13 protein-coding genes are annotated in these 17,291 nt (G+C 59.3%); 3 read left to right on the plus strand and 10 right to left on the minus strand.

From position 1 onward, the window contains the following. Positions 1-22 precede the first annotated feature (22 nt). The 6 genes from M5G26_RS02300 to M5G26_RS02325 form a co-directional block, all read right to left on the minus strand. Positions 23-328 carry a BufA1 family periplasmic bufferin-type metallophore gene (locus tag M5G26_RS02300; protein WP_273914339.1) on the minus strand — a complete coding sequence of 102 codons (306 nt, stop codon included), beginning with the start codon at positions 326-328 and terminating at the stop codon, positions 23-25. A 271-nt stretch (positions 329-599) separates the two neighbouring features. After that, positions 600-1,301, minus strand: a complete 702-nt coding sequence (locus tag M5G26_RS02305; protein WP_007918536.1) for an ABC transporter ATP-binding protein — start codon at positions 1,299-1,301, stop codon at positions 600-602. Beyond that, positions 1,302-2,069, minus strand: coding sequence for a high-affinity branched-chain amino acid ABC transporter ATP-binding protein LivG (gene livG, locus M5G26_RS02310; protein WP_027621149.1), 768 nt, complete (start codon positions 2,067-2,069; stop codon positions 1,302-1,304). Further along, on the minus strand, positions 2,066-3,322 hold the full coding sequence (locus M5G26_RS02315) for a high-affinity branched-chain amino acid ABC transporter permease LivM (protein ID WP_038358181.1): 1,257 nt from the start codon (positions 3,320-3,322) through the stop codon (positions 2,066-2,068). Before M5G26_RS02315 ends, livG begins: the two co-directional genes overlap by 4 nt. Beyond that, positions 3,319-4,242: a high-affinity branched-chain amino acid ABC transporter permease LivH gene (livH, locus tag M5G26_RS02320; RefSeq protein ID WP_007918526.1), complete on the minus strand. Its 924-nt coding sequence runs from the start codon at positions 4,240-4,242 to the stop codon at positions 3,319-3,321. Before livH ends, M5G26_RS02315 begins: the two co-directional genes overlap by 4 nt. A 231-nt stretch (positions 4,243-4,473) precedes the next feature. Continuing rightward, positions 4,474-5,601 carry a branched-chain amino acid ABC transporter substrate-binding protein gene (locus M5G26_RS02325; protein WP_007918518.1) on the minus strand — a complete coding sequence of 376 codons (1,128 nt, stop codon included), beginning with the start codon at positions 5,599-5,601 and terminating at the stop codon, positions 4,474-4,476. 352 nt (positions 5,602-5,953) lie between these two features. Between M5G26_RS02325 and M5G26_RS02330 the strand changes: the two genes are divergently transcribed. Beyond that, entirely contained in the window at positions 5,954-6,274 is a 321-nt protein-coding gene (locus tag M5G26_RS02330; RefSeq protein ID WP_038358184.1) for a DUF2288 domain-containing protein, read from the plus strand. 303 nt (positions 6,275-6,577) lie between these two features. Here the strand turns inward: M5G26_RS02330 and M5G26_RS02335 are convergent, their stop codons facing one another. Then, positions 6,578-8,776 carry a hypothetical protein gene (locus M5G26_RS02335; protein WP_007918508.1) on the minus strand — a complete coding sequence of 733 codons (2,199 nt, stop codon included), beginning with the start codon at positions 8,774-8,776 and terminating at the stop codon, positions 6,578-6,580. A 196-nt stretch (positions 8,777-8,972) separates the two neighbouring features. Between M5G26_RS02335 and M5G26_RS02340 the strand changes: the two genes are divergently transcribed. Further along, on the plus strand, positions 8,973-9,869 hold the full coding sequence (locus M5G26_RS02340) for an NAD(P)-dependent oxidoreductase (RefSeq protein WP_273914340.1): 897 nt from the start codon (positions 8,973-8,975) through the stop codon (positions 9,867-9,869). Here the strand turns inward: M5G26_RS02340 and M5G26_RS02345 are convergent. Both M5G26_RS02345 and M5G26_RS02350 read right to left on the minus strand, forming a co-directional pair. Next, on the minus strand, positions 9,760-12,042 hold the full coding sequence (locus tag M5G26_RS02345; RefSeq protein ID WP_273914341.1) for a putative bifunctional diguanylate cyclase/phosphodiesterase: 2,283 nt from the start codon (positions 12,040-12,042) through the stop codon (positions 9,760-9,762). The two genes, M5G26_RS02340 and M5G26_RS02345, sit on opposite strands and share 110 nt — an antisense overlap. A 150-nt stretch (positions 12,043-12,192) precedes the next feature. Beyond that, positions 12,193-12,561, minus strand: coding sequence for a YkgJ family cysteine cluster protein (locus M5G26_RS02350; protein WP_038358192.1), 369 nt, complete (start codon positions 12,559-12,561; stop codon positions 12,193-12,195). Between the two features lie 301 nt (positions 12,562-12,862). On the opposite strand from M5G26_RS02350, the gene M5G26_RS02355 reads away from it, so the two are divergent. Further along, entirely contained in the window at positions 12,863-14,212 is a 1,350-nt protein-coding gene (locus M5G26_RS02355; protein ID WP_134176812.1) for a spinster family MFS transporter, read from the plus strand. A 192-nt stretch (positions 14,213-14,404) separates the two neighbouring features. Here M5G26_RS02355 and rapA read toward each other — a convergent pair whose 3' ends face one another. Continuing rightward, positions 14,405-17,251 (minus strand): RNA polymerase-associated protein RapA, encoded by a 2,847-nt coding sequence (gene rapA / locus M5G26_RS02360; protein ID WP_273914342.1) that lies wholly within the window; start codon positions 17,249-17,251, stop codon positions 14,405-14,407. Positions 17,252-17,291 lie beyond the last annotated feature (40 nt).

The raw sequence follows: 17,291 nt of genomic DNA on the forward strand, positions 1-17,291 counted from the left end.
CGTCACTCAGGCAGGCCAACGATCAGGACTTGGCTTTGAAGGCTTCCATCTGACCGAAACCGGTCGGCGAGGTTTTGCTTTCAGTGGTAGCGCAGGTGCCCTTTGGAACGAGTTTCCAGGCGTTGGCCTGATAGTCCATTTTTGCGGTGCCGGCACAGGTGGTGCCTGCACCAGCGGCGCAATCGTTTTTGCCTTTCATGGCCACGCCGAAGCATTTTTCCATGTTGGCGTCGGCGGCCTGGGCGGTGGAAACAGTGGCGATGCTCAGAGCGGAACCGAGGGCCAGAACCAGGGCGGTAGCGGACAGGGTGCGGGTGGTAGCAGTCATGGTGTTTCTCCAGTTTTGTTCAGGGTTTTTACAAGCGCGATTGCGCTTGCTTGTCCCTCTAGAGAAAGCTCATGGCGATGCGTTACAGCCCAACCAGATCTTTTTCAGAAAAAACGCGCATCACCTGTAGGAGCTGCCGAAGGCTGCGATCTTTTGATCTTTGTTTTTAAGATCAAGATCAAAAGATCGCAGCCTTCGGCAGCTCCTACAGGGGGATTTCGCAGGCATAAAAAAACGGCCCGAAGGCCGTTTTTTTGTTCAGCGAAATGCATCAACCGCCGAGGTACGCCTCGCGTACTTTCGGGTCGGTCAGCAGTGCTTCACCAGTGCCTTGCATGACCACGCGGCCGTTCTCCAGAACGTACGCCCGGTCAGCGATTTTCAGCGCCTGGTTGGCGTTCTGCTCGACCAGGAACACCGTCACACCATCCTTGCGCAGCATTTCGATGATGTCGAAAATCTGCTGGATGATGATCGGTGCCAGGCCCAGCGACGGCTCGTCAAGCAGCAGCAGTTTCGGCTTGCTCATCAGCGCCCGGCCGATGGCGAGCATTTGCTGTTCGCCGCCGGACATGGTGCCGCCGCGCTGGTTGAAGCGTTCTTTCAGGCGTGGGAAGAGGCCGAGGACCTTGTCCATTTGCTCCTGATAGTCGCCCTTGTCGGTGAAGAAGCCGCCCATGGACAGGTTTTCTTCAACGGTCAGACGGGCAAACACCCGACGACCTTCCGGCACCACGGCGATGCTCTTGCGCATGATCTGCGAAGAGTCCTGGCCGACCAGTTCCTCACCCATGTAGCGGATGCTGCCGCTGTGCGCCTGCGGCGAACCGCAAAGCGTCATCAGCAGTGTGGACTTGCCGGCACCGTTGGCGCCGATCAGGGTCACGATCTCGCCCTGACGGACTTCGACGTTGACGTTGTGCAGGGCCTGGATCTTGCCGTAGAAGGTGGAAACGTTTTCGAACTGCAGCATTTACGCTTCCCCCAGGTAGGCTTTGATCACTTCAGGATTGTCGCGGATCTGTTCCGGCGTGCCGTCAGCCAGAGGTGTGCCCTGGTTGATCACGACGATGTGGTCGGAAATGCTCATGACCAGTTTCATGTCGTGTTCGATCAGCAGCACGGTGACGTTGTGCTCTTCGCGCAGAACGCTGATCAGCGCCTTGAGATCCTCGGTTTCCTTCGGGTTCAGACCGGCCGCCGGTTCGTCGAGCATGAGGATCCGCGGACGGGTCATCATGCAGCGAGCGATTTCCAGACGTCGTTGCTGACCGTAGGCCAGCGTGCCGGCGGTACGGTTGGCGAACTCTTTGAGGTTGACCTTTTCCAGCCAGTACTCGGCGAACTCCATGGCCTCGCGCTCGCTTTTGCGGAACGCCGGGGTCTTGAACAGGCCGGACAGGAAGTTGGTGTTCAAGTGACGGTGCTGGGCGATCAACAGGTTCTCGACCGCCGTCATGTCCTTGAACAGGCGCACGTTCTGGAAGGTACGCACCACGCCTTTGAGGGCGATCTTGTGGCCCGGCAGGCCCTGGATCGGTTCGCCATCGAGCAGGATGCTGCCGCCAGATGGCTTGTAGAAACCGGTCAGGCAGTTGAACACGGTGGTCTTGCCCGCGCCGTTCGGCCCGATCAATGCAACCACCTGTTTCTCTTTGACGGTCAGGGCCACACCGTTGACCGCGAGCAAACCGCCGAAGCGCATGCTCAGGTTTTCGACTTTAAGGATCTCGCGGCTCATTTTCGCAACTCCATGTGTGGGCGTTGCATCGGCAGCAGACCTTGTGGACGCCAGATCATCATCAATACCATCAGCGCACCGAACATCAACATGCGGTACTCGCTGAACTCACGCATCATTTCCGGCAACAGGATCATCACCACGGCCGCCAGGATCACGCCCAACTGCGAGCCCATGCCACCCAATACGACGATGGCGAGGATGATCGCCGACTCGATGAAGGTGAACGACTCCGGCGTCACCAAACCCTGACGGGCAGCGAAGAAACTACCGGCGAAACCGGCAAACGCAGCACCGAGGGTGAACGCGGACAGCTTGATGATCGTTGGATTCAGACCCAGCGCACGGCAGGCGATTTCGTCTTCACGCAGTGCTTCCCACGCACGGCCGATCGGCATGCGCAGCAGGCGGTTGATGACGAACAGCGCCGCCAGCGCCAGCAACAGCGCAACCAGGTAAAGGAAGATCACCTTGTTGATCGAGTTGTATTGCAGGCCGAAATATTCGTGGAAGGTTTGCATGCCTTCCGCCGCTTTACGTTCGAAGGTCAGGCCGAAGAACGTCGGTTTCTCGATGTTGCTGATGCCGTTCGGGCCACCGGTGATGTCGGTCAGGTTACGCAGGAACAGACGGATGATCTCACCGAAACCAAGGGTCACGATCGCCAGATAGTCACCGCGCAAACGCAGCACCGGGAAGCCCAGCAGGAAGCCGAACGTCGCCGCCATCAGGCCGGCAATCGGCAGGCAGATCCAGAAGCTCAGGCCGTAGTAGTGCGACAGCAGCGCGTAGCTGTAGGCGCCGACGGCGTAGAAACCGACGTAACCGAGGTCGAGCAGACCGGCCAGACCGACGACGATGTTCAGACCGAGGCCGAGCATCACGTAGATCAGGATCAGCGTCGCGATATCCACCGCGCCACGGGAGCCGAAGAACGGCCACACCAGCGCCACCAGGATCAGCGCAATGATGAAATAGCGCTGGGTGGTTGGCAGGGTGAGGAAGTTGCTCGCCTTGGCCGGAATCAGCGGCAGGCCCGGCGACGCACGCCAGGCTTTGCTGATCTGCTGGTTGAACAGCACGCGCAGGAACATCAGCACCGAACAGATGGCGATGGTCGCCAGCACGGTCGGGCTGGTGTTGTGCACTTCCAGGTTGATGCCGACGATGGTCAGTTTCAAACCGAGTACCGGGTAGGCCACGGCCCACACCAGCAAGGCACTGAACAGTGCCTGTTTAAGATTCCTAGTCATACTTTCTCAACCTCCGGACGGCCCAGAATGCCGGTCGGACGGAACAACAGCACCAGAACCAACAAGCCGAAAGCCACGACATCCTTGTACTGGTCGCCGAAGATATCGGCACCAAAGGCTTCTGCCACCCCAAGCACCAGCCCGCCGAGCATGGCGCCGGGGATGCTGCCAATCCCGCCCAATACTGCGGCGGTGAAGGCTTTGAGGCCGACGAGGAAACCGGCGTTCGGGTTGATCACACCGTATTGCATGCTCAGCAGCACAGCCGCAACGGCTGCCAGCGCGGCACCAATGACGAAGGTAAGGGCGATGATGTTGTTGGTGTTGATGCCGAGCAGGTTGGCCATCTTGATGTCTTCGGCGCAGGCGCGGCAGGCGCGACCCAGGCGAGAGCGGGAGATGAACAGCGTCAGGCCGAGCATGGCGATCAGGGTCACCACGAACACCACGATTTGCATGTAGGAAATCAGCACTTCTTGTGCGCCACCTGGACCGAAGGCAATGTTGCCCGGAATCAGGTTGGGGATAGCTTTGTCCTTGGAGTCTTGCGCCAGCAGAACCGTGTTCTGCAGGAAGATCGACATACCGATCGCGGAAATCAGCGGGATCAGACGGTTGCTGCCGCGCAGGGGGCGGTAGGCGATCCGTTCGATGCTGTAACCGTAGGAACTGGTGACGACGATGCTGGCGATGAACGCCGCCGTCATCAACAGCGGGACACTGTCGAGTCCCATCATGGTCAACCCGGCGATGGCGATGAACGCCACGTAAGAGCCGATCATGTACACCTCGCCGTGGGCGAAGTTGATCATTCCAATGATGCCGTAAACCATCGTGTAGCCGATGGCGATCAAGGCATACATGCTGCCAACGTTCAGGCCGTTAACCAGCTGTTGGAAGAAGTGATAGATGTCAGGCATTACAGCGCTCCTAAAAACCTGATACGCATTTCACTGGTGGAGTCATTTTCCCGCCCGGCCCCGTGGATCTTTATCCACTTCGAATCCGGGTTTTGCCAGCGAACCGCTGATGACGGTTTTGAGATTTTCAGGTGGGGAGACTGGCGGATCACGCCAGCGCGGCCCAATACATTCGTAAAACAAAGCCCACGGCACGCCGTGGGCTTTATTGGCAGTCAGTCAGGCAGCGCCTTACTGAGGCGAAACTTCAGTTTTAGGTTTGCCGTTGTGCCACTCGTAAACCACGAATTTGAAGTCTTTCAGGTCGCCCTTGGCGTCAAAGCTCAGGTCGCCAGTCGGGGTCTTGAAGGTACCGGCGTGAATGGCTTCAGCCACTTTGGTCGCGTCTTCGGACTTGGCTGCCTTGATGCCTTCGGCAATCACTTCAACCGCCGAGTAGGACGGGAACACGAACGGACCGCTCGGATCTTCTTTCTTCGCCTTGAATGCATCGGCCAGGGCGATGTTGGCTGGATCCTGGTCGAAGGATTTCGGCAGGGTCACCAGCAGGCCTTCGGACGCGTCCTTGGCGATCTGAGTGATCGAGTCGTTACCCACGCCTTCCGGACCCATGAACTTGGCTTTCAGGCCCTTTTCCTGTGCTTGACGCAGGATCAGACCCAGCTCCGGGTGGTAGCCGCCGTAGTAGACGAAATCGACGTTGGCTTGCTTGAGCTTGGCGATGATCGCCGAGAAGTCTTTGTCGCCGGCGTTGACGCCTTCGAACACGGCAACCTTGGTGCCTTTCTTCTCGAGGGTCGATTTCACCGCGGTGGCGATGCCTTCACCGTACTGTTGCTTGTCGTGCAGGACGCCGACAATTTTCGGTTTCACGTGGTCGGCAATGTAGTTACCGGCGGCAGGGCCCTGGGCGCTGTCCAGACCGATGGTGCGGAAGACCATTTTGTAACCACGGGCGGTGATGTCCGGGCTGGTGGCAGCCGGGGTGATCATGATCACGCCTTCGTCTTCGTAGATGTCCGAAGCCGGTTGAGTGGAGCTGGAGCACAGGTGACCGACCACGAACTTGACGCCGTCGTTGACGACCTTGTTCGCGACCGCTACCGCTTGTTTTGGATCGCAGGCATCGTCGTATTCAACGGCTTCGAGTTTCTTGCCGTCGACGCCGCCCTTGGCGTTGATTTGCTCGATGGCCATTTTTGCGCCACTGAACTGCATGTCGCCGTACTGGGCTACTGGACCGGTTTTAGGACCGGCGATACCGATTTTGATGGTGTCAGCTGCGAACGAATGGCTGGCAACCCCGGCCAGAACCATAGCGGCAAACAGTTTGGAAATCTGCTTAGTAGCCTTAGTCATAGTGCTCCACTCTTACTGTTGTAATTTTTTTGAGTTCTGGCGCCGTAGCAGCAGAACCGGGTCAGATATCTTTGCGATACCCTCCGGAAATGCCCCCGGCAACTGTACCGGTACAGTGTAGAGCGCCGGTTGTCAGCCTGGGAAGCGGGCGCCGAGGGGCAAAACTTGGGGGTGTCGCATTTTTGAATGAAAAAGACAGAATTGCGGCGGGGCGTTCGTGGGCATATAGCCCAATCAGCAGCATTCCCTGGCGTTCCTGCTCTTTTCGTTCGGTGCAGCCATTTGCAACCGGGTTTTGCTGGCGGACCACCGACGTTATTATTCGCGTCGATTTCTTTTCCGGACAGCACCCATGAATCAAGAACCTAGCACCCTCTATGCCAAGCTGCTTGGTGAAACCGCATCTATTACCTGGAAAGAGTTGGAGCCGTTCTTCGCCAAGGGTGCCCTATTGTGGGTCGACCCTGACCTGGATTTGATCGCGGCGGCCGAGGCCGTGGCTTCGGATGAGGGCGAGAAAGTGGCCGCGTGGCTGGCCGCAGACAAAGTCGCCAAGCTCTCTGAAACGCGGGCGCTGGATCTTTTCGAACGCGATCCACAGTTGTGGGCGGTGGTGGTTTCGCCGTGGATTCTGATCCAGGAAAGGGCAGTCGCTTCTGACGTTGCACCTTGATGGTGCGACCTGTCGTCAGCGAAAAGTGTGTAGCGGAGTAGCGTGATGGCACGTTGCCGTAGAGAAACACCACAAGCGCGGGTGGCCTCACGGTGACGTAAACGTAACGGGAACAGTTTAGTAAGCAGCCTAACGGCTGCTTAATTGTTTCTGGATATTGGAAAGGCTGAAATCTTCAGTAAATTTCAGGGCCTCTTCGCTGGCAAGCCAGCTCCCACAGGTTTTGTGGTTTACACAATAATTGTGTAAACCCGGACCCTGTGGGAGCTGGCTTGCCAGTGATTGCGGCGACTCGGCCTTCGATCAGACCGAAAACGACTTGCCGGTATGGTTATTCAGCGAAATAACCTTGGTCTTGCCAATCCGGTGACGATAGATCTCGCGCAAATACTTGATCGACTTTTTCACGCAATCGCGCGACAAACGAATGTCATTGATCGAGACAAACTTCTCTTTGTCGTTGATCAGTTCGCGGTACTTCTTCTCGTACATCGGTTTGATCGCATACCAGTTGGTGTCGAGGATCTTCGCCGGGTTTTCGAACTCGTTGAGCAGGTCGTCGATGCGGTCTTCGTCGAACTCCTCGTTAATGATGAAATCGAGAATCGAGTTGTCCAGCGTCTCGTCGAAACGGTACGGGTTCTTCGCGAAGCAACGCTTGATAAACGCGACGATCAGGGTCAGGAAGTCGTCCGACAGGCACGGGCTCTTCGCAATCAGCGTGGTCAGCGAGAGATTGGCCGAGGCGCCGATTACCAGTGCGTAACGCTTGAGCGTGGTGTTGGGGAACAGGCTGTTGAGGTGAGTCTTCAACCGGTTCAGGTCCATGTACGACAGCTTGTAGTCTTTCGGCAGCGAAACGATCGAGACCACCGACGAGCAGTTCTTGAAGAAGTGCAGGTCGTGCAGCGCGGCGGCGTCGTAGCCGGAATTCTTGTACTGCTCCAGCGAAGCGCGATAACGCTTGGACTCGATCGGCAACAGGCTGATGCCTTCGATGGCCTGCGTGACCTTGTTGAAGTGCGGCAGGTCGATCGAGCGGAAGAACAGGTCGTCGATGTTCAGGCGCTGCGGCTCTTTGTCGAACACCTTGAATTTGTCGCTGCTCGGCGGCGGCGTTTCCGGCACCACCGATTCGGCGTAGGCAATCGCCACCGGGCCGGCCAGGCTCATGAACAGGTCGTTGGCGTCGAGGCGAATGGTTTCGCCAATGTCGATGCCGGCGCGGCGGAAGTAGTTCTGGTCGTAGTCCGTGGTGACGGCCTGTGCCGTGAGAATGTTGAAGATCTGCTGCGAGATGTATTGGTTAGCGTGCTTTTCCATCGCATTGACATCAATGTTCTGGATGTTGCCGTCATCGCTTTCTTCGGCGTAACGCATGATGTCGTTGGAGATCAGCATCATCGCGTTCCATGGGCGGATACGCCCCATGACGCTGGCTTCGCTGCTGTCTTCATTGGCGAAGTTGTAGGAGAAATCCCATTCTTCCGAAAGGTATTTGCACAGCAGGCGACCGGCGTTGATGTGCAGCGCCTCGGACATTTCGCTGCGGTGATCGGAAATGTTCGGCAGCACGCAGATGCCGCTGGTGAAGATCGGTTCGAACACAAACGAATGACCACTCTTGCCGTCATGCTCGTCCATCGGTTTGGTGTCGAACGTCTTGTTCATGTACGAGTGCTGCTGGGCCAGACCGAATTCCGAAGCCATGCCGGAACCGGTACCGCCGCCGGCACTGAAGATCGAGAAATACAGGCGCGACTGGTTGGCCTTGATGCCGCAGCTGTCGATCAGGTACGAGTGGATCATTTTCCAGTCAGGGCTGGAGAAGCGCTGGGTGTCCTTGTTGAGGATGATCTTCGCCAGGTACTGGCCGAGGATCGGCGCGTTACCGGCGCCACCGGCGTGGACTTCGGACAAGTCCATGATCTTCATTTTGCTGTAGTCGCGCAGGAAGCCGCTTTTCTCGCCCTTGCGCGAGAAACGGATGCGCCCGGCGATGTCCTTGTCGAGGTCGCCGAGCATCACCAGCGGTTCGACCAGAAACACCGGTTTGGTCGATTTGTTCGGGCCGATGCGCAGGTTGTTCTTGATCCACTGCGCCGGGCTGTAACCCTTGTCGGCCAGTCGGCGATCCGCCGCGCGGTCTTCGTTATTGAACTCGTTGAGGTAGAACTTGCGCGCGTTGTACACCAGCTCCGCGACGTCGAGGGCGATGTTGGAGCCGCAGCGACCGAGGCCGATCAGGCACACCGAGGGGAATTCCTGGTCGTTGTGCTGTTCGTTGTCGCCTTCCAGGTGCGGTGGGCGCGGGAACACCAGATCACGCAGGCCGTCGAGGTTGTCGAGGATGCGGTCGGTATTGGTTTCGGTGAAGTACAGGTATTGCTGAGTCGACAGCGGACGCGACGGGACCAATGGCTTTGACGATGACGGGCTGTTGGCGGCGGGGCTCAAAGTCAGATCGGATACCGCAGTGGCGGGATTATTTTTAGAAGTCATTGTGCGCCATATACCTGGACTGGTTGGCTCGCTGGCCTTTGCCTACGAACCTCACGGAATAAGATCTCGCGTCTTTTAATTGCGCGAATTGAGCCCGAGCGTCAGGGTTTTGGCCTGACTATCGCTGGGGGGAATCCTTTCCTGATCGTTGATGAATCGGCCATTATTCGGCGATCTTTAATCGAAAAGAGGCAAAATGATGTCAACGCTACCTTCGTTGGGGTTCGCCGGAATCGGTCTGATGGGCCTGCCCATGTGCCGCCGTTTGTTGGCCGCGGGTTACCCGCTGACCGTGTGGAATCGCAACCCGGCCAAGTGCGCGCCACTGGTCGAGGCCGGTGCCCGGCAGGTGGCGACCGCCGCTGAATTGTGCGAACACGCCGACGTGGTGATGTTGTGTCTGGCCGATACGACAGTGGTTCGTGAGGTGGTGTTTGGCGCTGGCGGTATCGCCGAAGGGGCGAAAAGCGGCCAGTTGCTGGTGGATTTTTCCAGCCTTGAACCGACGGCCACTCGCGAAATGGCGGCGACGCTTGCGGAGAAAACCGGCATGGCCTGGCTGGACTCACCGGTGTCCGGCGGCGTGGGCGGTGCCGAGGCGGGCAGTCTGGCGATCATGGTCGGCGGCGATGCGGCAAATCTGGAGCGTGTGCGCCCGGTATTGCTCAACCTCGGTCAACGTGTCACGCACATGGGCGGCGTCGGCGCGGGGCAGGTGACCAAGGCCTGCAACCAGATGATCGTCGCTTGCAACGCACTGGTGATCGCCGAAGTGGTGGCGCTGGCGGAGCAGGCCGGGGTCGATGCGAGTCTGATCGCCGAAGCATTGGCCGGCGGTTTCGCCGATTCGAAACCGTTGCAGATCCTCGCCCCGCAAATGGCCGAAAGCCGTTTCGAGCCGATCAAGTGGCACGTACGCACGTTGCTCAAGGATCTCGACACTGCTGTGAAGTTCTCACGCGAGCAGGGCTCGGCGACGCCGATCAGCGGATTGGCCGCACAACTGATGCGCCTGCATGGGGCGCAAGGCTATTTGGCGCAGGATCCAGCGACACTGGTGCAAATGTACCGCGCGCCAGAATCAACGGATTGACCGCGTGTGAGTGTTTGCGCTGATTGATTTCTTCCAGTACCGGGCGCAGTTCGTCCAGCGGCACCGGGCGGCTGAGCAGGTAACCCTGAATGAAGTCGCAGCCTGAGCGTTCAAGGAATTCGTACTGTTCCAGGCTTTCCACGCCTTCGGTGACCACCTGCAAATGCAGGGTGTGCGCCATGACGATGATCGCCTGGACGATCTCCATGTCGGCGGTCGCCGTGGGAATATCGAGGATGAACGAGCGGTCGATCTTCAAGGTGTTGAGTGGCAGGCGCTTGAGGTAGGCCAGCGACGAGTAGCCGGTGCCGAAGTCGTCGATCGACAGTGAGACGCCCAAGGCACGAATCTGCCGCAGCAGCACCAGGGTGTTGGCGATGTTGCCCATCAACGCATTTTCGGTGACTTCCAGCTCCAGCCGCTCCGGCGCCACCCCTGCAGTGCGCAAGGCACTTTCGATTTCAGTGGCCAGTTCTTCCCGGGCGAGATTGAGCGGCGAGCAGTTCCAGGCGATTTTCAGTTCTTCGCAGCCATGTCGCGACAATTCGCCCAGATCCTTGCAGGCGCGGCGCAGTACCCAGTTGTCCAGTTCGGCGATCAAGCCGTTGTTTTCGGCGATGGAGATAAAGCGATCCGGGGTCAGCAAACCGTGCAGCGGATGTTGCCAGCGGATCAGCGCTTCGAGCTTGGTGACGCGACCGGTCTTCAGTTCGAAGATCGGTTGGTAATAGAGCGTCAGGCCGTTTTCTTCGCGCAAGGCGTGGCGCAATTCTTCTTCCAGTTGCAGCTCGAAGCTGGCGCGGGTCTTGAGGTTGGAACTGAAAAAATGCAGGCCGTTGCGCCCTGCGCCTTTGGATTGATACAGCGCCAGATCGGCGTGCTTGAGCAGTTCCTCGCAGGTGCTGCCGTCCTCCGGAAACAGACTGATGCCGATGCTGGTGGTCATCACCATGCGGCGCCCGGCCAGTTCGATCGGCTCCTTCATTTTGAGCATGATGCGCTGCGCCATACTGCGGGCTTCTTCGCGCTCACGCAGGTTAATGAGGATGCAGAACTCGTCGCCACCGAAGCGCGCGACCACGTCTTCATGGCTGCGAACCGAGCCTTTGATGTGATTGGCGATAACCTTAAGCAGTTCGTCACCGGCGTCGTGACCGAGGCTGTCGTTGATCCGCTTGAAGTGGTCGATGTCGAGAAACATCACCGCGAGCATGCCGCCCTCGGTGGCTTTCTGGCAGAGTTTCTCGGCGAAGATCTGGTTGAACCCGCGGCGGTTGATCAGGTTGGTCAGGGCGTCGTAGTTGGCCGCTTGTTGCAGCGACATGCGCGCCTGATCGAGCTGGCTGAGCAGGGCGTTGACGCGACGCAGATCCTCTTCTTTGTTCTGCAGTTTCTTGTCGGCCAGCGCCGCACTGATCGCACTGCCAAGGATGAGCAAAGTGATCAGCGCGACCGTCAGGCCCAACTGCATATGGCTGGTTTCGGCCGCTATCGACGGCAGGCTGTTGGCTGGCAAGACCAGATTCAGCGCGGCCATCCCGGTGAAATGCATGCTGAAAATACCGGCGCCGAGAATCAGTGCGGCGCTGTACTTGAGCATCTGATGACCCAGACCGCTGCCTTCACGCAAATAACCGGCGACCCACAGCGCGGCGAAACTGGCGCCGATGGCAATGGCGATCGACAGCACGAACAGCGTTGGCTGGTAGTAGGCCGTGGCGCTCGACTCCATCGCCGCCATGCCGACGTAATGCATGCCGGCGATGCCCAGACCGATGACGATGGCGGTTTTCAGGTACCGCAAAAGACTGGGCTGCGGTTCACTCAGCGTGTGCATGGCCAGCCATGAGGCGAGCAGGGCGATCAGTAGGGAGAACAGCGTGATGGGCAGATCGTAGTGGATTTCGATCGGCGCCTGGAACGCCAGCATGCCGATGAAATGCATGGCCCAGATGCCGCCGGCCAGACAGGTCGCGCCGATCCAGCGCCAGAGGCGTTGCGAGCCGGGATCTTCTGCGTGCGCGACCCGTTCGGCCATGTCGAGAGTGGCAAAGCTCGCCGCACAGGCGACCAGATAGGCCACCAGCACCAACAAGGGATTATGTGTGCAATCTAAAATGACCTGCCCGCTCTCCGGCAGCTCGGTAACAAACTGCAAACCAAGCCACTCCATAGCATGCCCCGTTTCTGAAGTCGTCCCGAGTGCGCGTTGAACGCAGTTGAATGTCAGGAGTATAGAGGCCGATTTCGGGGTGCAAGGGGTAGTGGCACATTGGCGCTAATGATTTCGGCATTAGCGTCATAGCGATTGGCGCTAAAAGGCTCAAGCGATCTGTTCTAAAGGGATTTGCGCCCAGTCCGGTTGCAGCGGCGGCAAGCCGAAACGCGCGCGGGCCTTATCGCAGTCGACATTCTGTTCGCCGTTTTCCCAGGACGATTCGAATTCACGGCAGGGGCTGGAGCGCAATTCATAAATCGAGCACTTCACCTCGCTGCCCACTTCGCCGACCAACGCCGTGCAGCGCGGCGATTTGCAGTCGGTGCCATTCATCGCCACCCGGCTCGGGCTGATTTGCGTGACCAGCTCATCTGGCACCGTGCCGCCGGAAGATGAGCACTCACCCCAAAAGAAAGACACGCGAAAATGGGAACAGCAGGCACCGCAATTCAGACACGGACTGACTTCAGACATGGGCGAGGGTATCAAAGGGATTGATCGGGAGATCCGGACGGATCCGGCCGCCATTCTAGGCTTCGCCACGAACTTGGGAAGGGGGGCGCGAAACTATTTTTTTGTGGCAAGGTTTTGCCGCAAAAGCCCCGGTTTTCGGGGGATTACAGGCTTATCAAAGGCTTACGTTTCGTTACAGTGCCATGGCCCGATATCAGGCAGACGAATGATCACAGACAGGCTTCTCATGGCTGACTAGATTGCAGGTTCCGGGCTCGGATGCGTTGGCAGTGAAGCCCCATAACAATAAAGAGACGGACCCATGCAGAACTCGACCCAAGCGGCGAATGCCTGGCGCATTCTGTTCCTGCTGTTCCTCGCCAACCTGTTCAACTTCTTCGACCGCACCATTCCGGCGATCATCATCGAGCCGATCCGCATGGAATGGCACCTCAGCGACTTTCAACTGGGCATCGTCGGCACCGCGTTCACCATCGTTTATGCCATTGCCGGCCTGCCATTGGGGCGGATGGCCGATACCGGTTCGCGCAGCAAACTGATGGGCTGGGGCCTGGCAACGTGGAGTGCGCTGACCGCCGTCAACGGTCTGGTCGGCAGTTTCTGGAGCTTCCTGATCGTGCGCATGGGCATCGGCATCGGCGAGGCCAGTTATGCACCGGCGGCCAACTCGCTGATTGGCGATCTGTTTCCGGCGCACCGGCGGGCGCGGGCGATGGGCATCTTCATGCTCGGTTTGCCGTTGGGCCTGTTGCTGGCGTTCTTCACCATTGGCTGGATGGTGAAGGCGTTTGACAGCTGGCGGGCGCCGTTCTTTATTGCAGCGGTGCCGGGTCTGCTTCTGGCGATTTTCATGTTCTTTATCAAAGAGCCGAAGCGCGGCGCCGCGGAGACCGTGCAGGTTTCGCAAGAGAAAGTCGACAAGCCAATCCGCCGGATTCTGGCGGTGCCGACCTTTCTCTGGCTGGTGATGGCCGGGTTGTGCTTCAACTTCGCCACCTATGCCTGTAACTCGTTTCTGGTGCCGATGCTGCAACGCTATTTCCTCATGCCGTTGCAGGAAGCGGCGGTGGCGACCGGGATCATTGTTGGTGTGACCGGGCTGGTCGGCTTGACCTTGGGTGGCTGGATTGCTGACAAGATTCACCAGCGCGTGGCCAACGGGCGGCTGTTGTTCGCCGCGTTCAGTCTGATTGTTTCGACGTTGTGCACGGCGTGGGCGCTGCATTCCGGGCGCATCGAGATTGGTGTGTTTGTCGCGGTGTTCAGTGTTGGCTGGCTGTTTGCCTACAACTTCTATACCTGTGTTTATACGGCGATTCAGGACGTCGTCGAACCGCGCCTGCGGGCCACGGCGATGGCGTTGTTCTTTGCCGGGTTGTATTTGCTCGGTGGTGGTTTGGGGCCGGTGGTGGTCGGTGGTTTGTCCGATCACTTTGCGCATACCGCGATGGCGGCGGCGGGGGCTGAGCAGATGACCGAGGCGTTCAAGGCAGTCGGGCTGCATGATGCGATGTACCTGATTCCGGTGGCGCTGTTTTTGACGATGGTGTTTCTGTTTCTGGCGGCGCGGTGTTTTGTGCGCGATGCGCAGCGGATGAAGGAAGGGTTGGTGGCTGTGGTTGAGCCAGAGGTTGCAGTAGCGACTGCTTAAGATCAAAAGATCGCAGCCTTCGGCAGCTCCTACAGTGACCGAGTCGTACACATAATCTGTAAACGACCCGAAACCTGTGGGAGCTGGCTTGCCAGCGATGAGGCCATCAGCATCAGCTGAAAAATCACAGGCAAACAAAAAAGGCCCGCATCACTGCGGGCCTTTCTGTTTTCAGCTGTGGAGCAGGGCGGTTTAGCCCGCCACCAACACCCGAATCGCTTCCAGACGCAACGCAGCCTTATCCAGCATCGCCAGACCCTGCTCACGCTGTTGGCGCAACGCATCCAGTTCGCTGTCACGTACAGTCGGGTTGACCGCTTGCAACGCGGTCAGGCGCGCCAGTTCTTCGTCGGTGTCGGCCGCCAGACGGCGACGGGCCTCGGCCACGCGCTCGGCGTGACGCGGGGCAATCTTGTCTTCACCGGCGTTGATCCGTGGCGTCAGCTGATCGCGCTGCGCCTGGATGAACTTGTTGGCGCTGGCACGCGGCACGCTTTCCAGCTGATCGTTCAGCGTTTCGAACGAGACCCGTGGAGACAGGTCGTTGCCGTTGGCATCGAGCAGGCAGCGCAGGGCGGCCGGCGGCAGGTAACGGCCCAGTTGCAGCGAACGCGGCGCGACCACTTCGCTGACGTAGAGCAGTTCCAGCAGCACGGTGCCCGGCTTCAACGCCTTGTTCTTGATCAGCGCGACGGCGGTGTTGCCCATCGAACCGGACAGCACCAGATCCATGCCGCCCTGCACCATCGGGTGTTCCCAGGTGATGAACTGCATGTCTTCGCGCGACAGCGCCTGATTGCGGTCGTAGGTGATGGTCACGCCTTCGTCGTCGCCCAGCGGGAAGCTGGCGTCGAGCATCTTCTCGCTCGGCTTGAGGATCAGGGCGTTTTCCGAATGGTCTTCGCTGTCGATGCCGAACGCGTCGAACAGGGTTTCCATGTAGATCGGCAGGGCGAACTGATCGTCTTGTTCGAGGATGTCCTCGACCAGCGCTTCACCTTCGCCGGCGCCGCCGGAGTTGAGTTCCAGCAGACGGTCACGACCGGTGTGCAGCTCGGCTTCCAGACGCTCACGCTCGGTGCGCGCTTCGTCGATCAGCGCTTGCCACTCGCTGTCGTCGGCTTCTTCGAGCAACGGCAGCAGGCGCGGGCCGAACTGATGCTGCAAGGCGTTGCCGGTCGGGCAGGTGTTGAGGAACGCGTTCAGCGCTTCGTGGTACCACTGGAACAGGCGCTCTTGCGGGCTGGTTTCCAGGTACGGCACGTGCAGTTCGATGATGTGTTTCTGGCCGATCCGGTCGAGACGCCCGATCCGCTGCTCGAGCAAGTCCGGGTGCGACGGCAGATCGAACAGCACCAAGTGGTGAGCGAACTGGAAGTTGCGACCTTCACTGCCGATTTCCGAGCAGATCAGCACTTGCGCGCCGAATTCTTCGTCGGCGAAGTAAGCGGCGGCGCGGTCACGCTCAAGGATGTTCATGCCTTCGTGGAACACCGTGGCCGGAATGCCGGAACGCACGCGCAGGGCGTCTTCCAGGTCCATCGCGGTTTCGGCGTGGGCGCAGATCACCAGCACTTTGGTGCGCTTGAGCATTTTCAGCTGATCGATCAGCCATTCGACGCGCGGGTCGAATTTCCACCAGCGCTCTTCTTCGCTGGCCTCCGGTTGCGCCTGGAAGCTGACTTCCGGGTACAGCTCGGCGTGTTCGCCCAGCGGCAGTTCGAGGTATTCGTCCGGGCACGGCAGCGGGTACGGGTGCAGTTTGCGCTCCGGGAAACCCTGCACGGCGGCGCGGGTGTTACGGAACAGCACGCGGCCGGTGCCGTGACGGTCAAGCAGTTCACGCACGAGGCGGGCGCTGGCTTCAGTGTCGCCATCGTTGACCGCGGTCAGCAGCGCTTCGCCTTCGTTGCCGAGGAAACCCTGAATGGTTTTGTGCGCTTCGGCCGAGAGACGGCCCTTGTCGAGCAGCTCCTGAACGGCTTCAGCCACCGGGCGATAGTTGTCGCTCTCGGCACGGAACGCGGCCAGGTCATGGAAGCGGTTCGGATCGAGCAGGCGCAGACGGGCGAAGTGGCTGTCCTGACCGAGTTGTTCCGGGGTGGCGGTGAGCAGCAGCACGCCGGGGATGACTTCGGCGAGTTGCTCGACCAGCGAGTATTCGGCGCTGGCTTTCTCTTCGTGCCAGACCAGGTGGTGCGCCTCGTCGACCACCAGCAAATCCCAACCGGCGGCGAACAGCGCGTCTTGCGCCTTCTCGTCGTCGACCAGCCACTCCAGCGCGACCAGCGCCAGTTGGGTGTCTTCGAACGGGTTGGCGGCATCGCTTTCGATGAAGCGTTCTTCGTCGAACAGCGCGACCTGCAGGTTGAAGCGGCGACGCATTTCGACCAGCCACTGGTGCTGGAGGTTTTCCGGAACGAGGATCAGCACGCGGTTGGCGCGGCCCGAGAGCAGTTGGCGATGGATCACCAGACCGGCTTCGATGGTTTTACCCAGACCCACTTCGTCCGCCAGCAGAACGCGCGGCGCGATGCGATCGGCGACTTCACGGGCGATGTGCAATTGGTGTGCGATTGGCTGCGCGCGAACGCCACCCAGGCCCCAGAGCGAAGATTGCAGCTGGCGGCTGGTGTGTTCGAGGGTGTTGTAACGCAGCGAGAACCACGCCAGCGGATCGATCTGGCCGGCGAACAGACGGTCGCTGGCCAGACGGAACTGGATGAAGTTCGACAGCTGGGTTTCCGGCAGGGTGACGGCTTCGTTCTGCCCGTTGAGGCCGTGATAGACCATCAGGCCGTCGACATCGTCGACTTGCTGCACGGTCATCTTCCAGCCTTCGAAGTGGGTAATGCTGTCGCCCGGCGAGAACCGCACGCGGGTCAGGGGCGCATTCCGTAGCGCGTACTGGCGGGTTTCGCCAGTGGCCGGGTAAAGCACGGTCAACAAGCGGCCGTCCTGTGCCAGAACGGTGCCTAAACCAAGCTCTGCTTCGCTGTCACTGATCCAGCGTTGCCCCGGTTGATACTGCTGCGCCATGCTGCCTGACTCCCACCTTGAAAAAGCGGGCTATCTTAAC

The organism is Pseudomonas sp. TNT2022 ID642, assembly GCF_028656995.1.
In the GTDB taxonomy this organism is placed as follows: Bacteria; Pseudomonadota; Gammaproteobacteria; order Pseudomonadales; family Pseudomonadaceae; genus Aquipseudomonas.

Excerpts from the sequence above, each read along its gene's own strand:
- M5G26_RS02350 (WP_038358192.1), bottom strand. The coding sequence starts at position 12,561 with ATGTCTGAAGTCAGTCCGTGTCTGAATTGCGGTGCCTGCTGTTCCCAT.
- livH (WP_007918526.1), bottom strand. The coding sequence starts at position 4,242 with ATGCCTGACATCTATCACTTCTTCCAACAGCTGGTTAACGGCCTGAAC.
- M5G26_RS02315 (WP_038358181.1), bottom strand. The coding sequence starts at position 3,322 with ATGACTAGGAATCTTAAACAGGCACTGTTCAGTGCCTTGCTGGTGTGG.
- M5G26_RS02345 (WP_273914341.1), bottom strand. The coding sequence starts at position 12,042 with ATGGAGTGGCTTGGTTTGCAGTTTGTTACCGAGCTGCCGGAGAGCGGG.
- livG (WP_027621149.1), bottom strand. The coding sequence starts at position 2,069 with ATGAGCCGCGAGATCCTTAAAGTCGAAAACCTGAGCATGCGCTTCGGC.
- M5G26_RS02325 (WP_007918518.1), bottom strand. The coding sequence starts at position 5,601 with ATGACTAAGGCTACTAAGCAGATTTCCAAACTGTTTGCCGCTATGGTT.
- M5G26_RS02305 (WP_007918536.1), bottom strand. The coding sequence starts at position 1,301 with ATGCTGCAGTTCGAAAACGTTTCCACCTTCTACGGCAAGATCCAGGCC.
- rapA (WP_273914342.1), bottom strand. The coding sequence starts at position 17,251 with ATGGCGCAGCAGTATCAACCGGGGCAACGCTGGATCAGTGACAGCGAA.
- M5G26_RS02340 (WP_273914340.1), top strand. The coding sequence starts at position 8,973 with ATGATGTCAACGCTACCTTCGTTGGGGTTCGCCGGAATCGGTCTGATG.
- M5G26_RS02300 (WP_273914339.1), bottom strand. The coding sequence starts at position 328 with ATGACTGCTACCACCCGCACCCTGTCCGCTACCGCCCTGGTTCTGGCC.
- M5G26_RS02330 (WP_038358184.1), top strand. The coding sequence starts at position 5,954 with ATGAATCAAGAACCTAGCACCCTCTATGCCAAGCTGCTTGGTGAAACC.
- M5G26_RS02335 (WP_007918508.1), bottom strand. The coding sequence starts at position 8,776 with ATGACTTCTAAAAATAATCCCGCCACTGCGGTATCCGATCTGACTTTG.
- M5G26_RS02355 (WP_134176812.1), top strand. The coding sequence starts at position 12,863 with ATGCAGAACTCGACCCAAGCGGCGAATGCCTGGCGCATTCTGTTCCTG.